A 2,102-nucleotide genomic window follows, 5' to 3' on the forward strand; every position below is an offset into this window, starting at 1 on the left:
ACCACTGGGGGCGCGTGCGCAATAATTTCGTATGGCTCCCCAGCGGTAAATGAGAGCGCTCCATTGCCGGCTTGATCAACGATATTGTTCGAACCGTTGACATCGAGCTTCAACGTGCCGTCGCCGCTGATTTCGCTGACGACGACAGTGTAGGTGTTGCCGCTACCGGACACCGAAATTGACCCTGTCGCGGTCCCGGTAACTGCCAGCGTGAAGTCATCAACGCTGACGCCGTTCACACTCTCCGAAAACGTGATGCTGAAACGAACAACGTCAGCATATGCCGGAGTCGAGTCCAGTCGCGAAATCGCAGTGACGACCGGACGCTGCGTATCGATGGCATAACTGTTCGAATCCGTGGTGCCCGACCCGGCGTTTCCAGCTGCGTCGCTGATGCCGGTGTTGTCGAGCGTGACAAAGTTGGTGGGATCCGTGACGCCTGCGGTCGGCGTCAACGTCGCCGTCCACGTGACGCCGCCGTCCGAGGAACTAAGCCCGCTCAACGAGCCATTCTCAACAACCATGTCAGCGGTTGTAAAGCCGGTTACGGCCTCGCTGAAGGTGATCGTAACCAGGGATGTCTCGTCCGCGGCCAGCGCGCTGTCGGCGACAACAATCGTGGCGGTCGGACGCTGGGTGTCGACGGCGTAATTGTTGGAGTTCGTGGTGCCCGTCCCTGCGTTGCCGGCAGCGTCGCTAACACCGGTATTGTCCAGTGTGATCACGTTGGTTGTGTCAGCAGTGCCCGCCTCGGGCGTAAGGGTCGCCGTCCACGTTACGCCACCGTCGCTTGAGCTGACGGGGCTCAGCGTTCCGTTTGCCACAGTCAGATCGGCGTTACTGAAGCCGCTGACGGCCTCGCTGAAGGTGATCGTCACCAGCGAAGTCTCGCCCACCGCCAAGGCGCTATCCGCAACGACGATCGTTGCGGTCGGGCGTTGGGTGTCGATGGCGAAGTTGTTGGATGGGTTCGCCGAGACCTCGTTTCCGGCGGCGTCGCGAACGGCTCCGCCTGTGAACGTGATCACGTTGGTCGCATCAGTCACGTTCGACGTGGGTGTCAGCGTCGCCGTGTAGGTAATGTTGTCGGACGTGGTGAGACCGCTCAGCGTACCGTTCGGCACGTTGAGACTGCCAAGCGTGAACCCCGTCACTGCCTCGCTGAAGGTGATTGTTACCGTGGTGGTTTCCCCCGCGGCGAGCGCAGTGTCTGCCACGTAGATCGCCGCTGTCGGCGCAACGCCGTCCACAACAATGGCCTTGTTATAGCCCAGGGAGTTGAACGTGCCCGGCGAAGGCAACGTGCGAATTGCATCGGTGCCATCGACGTTGCGAATCGTGCCGCCGTTGAGCCCAAGAGCCGCTGTCGAGATATAGTCCAGGTCAGCCGACGTATCGCCTTGCTGGACTGTATAGGTGAAGGTCAGCGTATTCGTGCCACTGCCCGAGGTGTAATTAATAATGCGGTCGGTTGCGCCAGTTTCCAATGTTAATTGCGGCGTGCCAGTCACATGAACCGCCTGGTCGAACGTCACAGTCAATGCGATTACGTCTCCGACCTTGTAGAGGCCGTCGGTGTTCGCAGAATTGACCTGTGTTACAACCGGGGGCGGGACAGCAAAATCGACCGTGATGTTGTCCAACCAAAACATCATGGTACCCGAGTCCGACATCCCAGGCAGATCAGCGTCGAATATGGTCAACGAAGACGATCGAACAACGGGAGGAATATCCGACGGAGAAAACATGGAGCGATAATAATATGGTCCGTTTCCGTTCCCATGCAGGTTGTCGTCCGGCCAATTGGTATTGCCAACATTTACGTTGGACACCCATCCCCCCGACGTTTCCGGCGTGCCCGTGACACTGATCTGATAGTCGTAGAAGCCAAATGACGCGTGATTTGCGTTCGTAACGGTGATCGAAAAGTTTTCGCCCCCAACGGACGAATCTTCCTGGAAATTGAAGCGCCCATTGCTGAAATTTGCGGTCCAATTGCCCTGTGCATTGATGGTAAAGACGTAGTCGCCGTATTGGAGAGTATGATCCGACCCGCCTGCCGTCCCATCCACGACTTTCGCCGGATCATCGAATGTCAGAGT

At 58.0% G+C, this 2,102-nt stretch carries 1 protein-coding gene; it reads right to left on the bottom strand.

What is annotated here, in order from left to right; genetic code table 11:
- Positions 1 to 2,102: Ig-like domain-containing protein (locus tag AC1DDS_RS25685; RefSeq protein ID WP_477481428.1), on the bottom strand; the 2,102-nt coding region annotated here is incomplete at both ends.

The organism is Mycoplana sp. 10N416 (assembly GCF_056394765.1).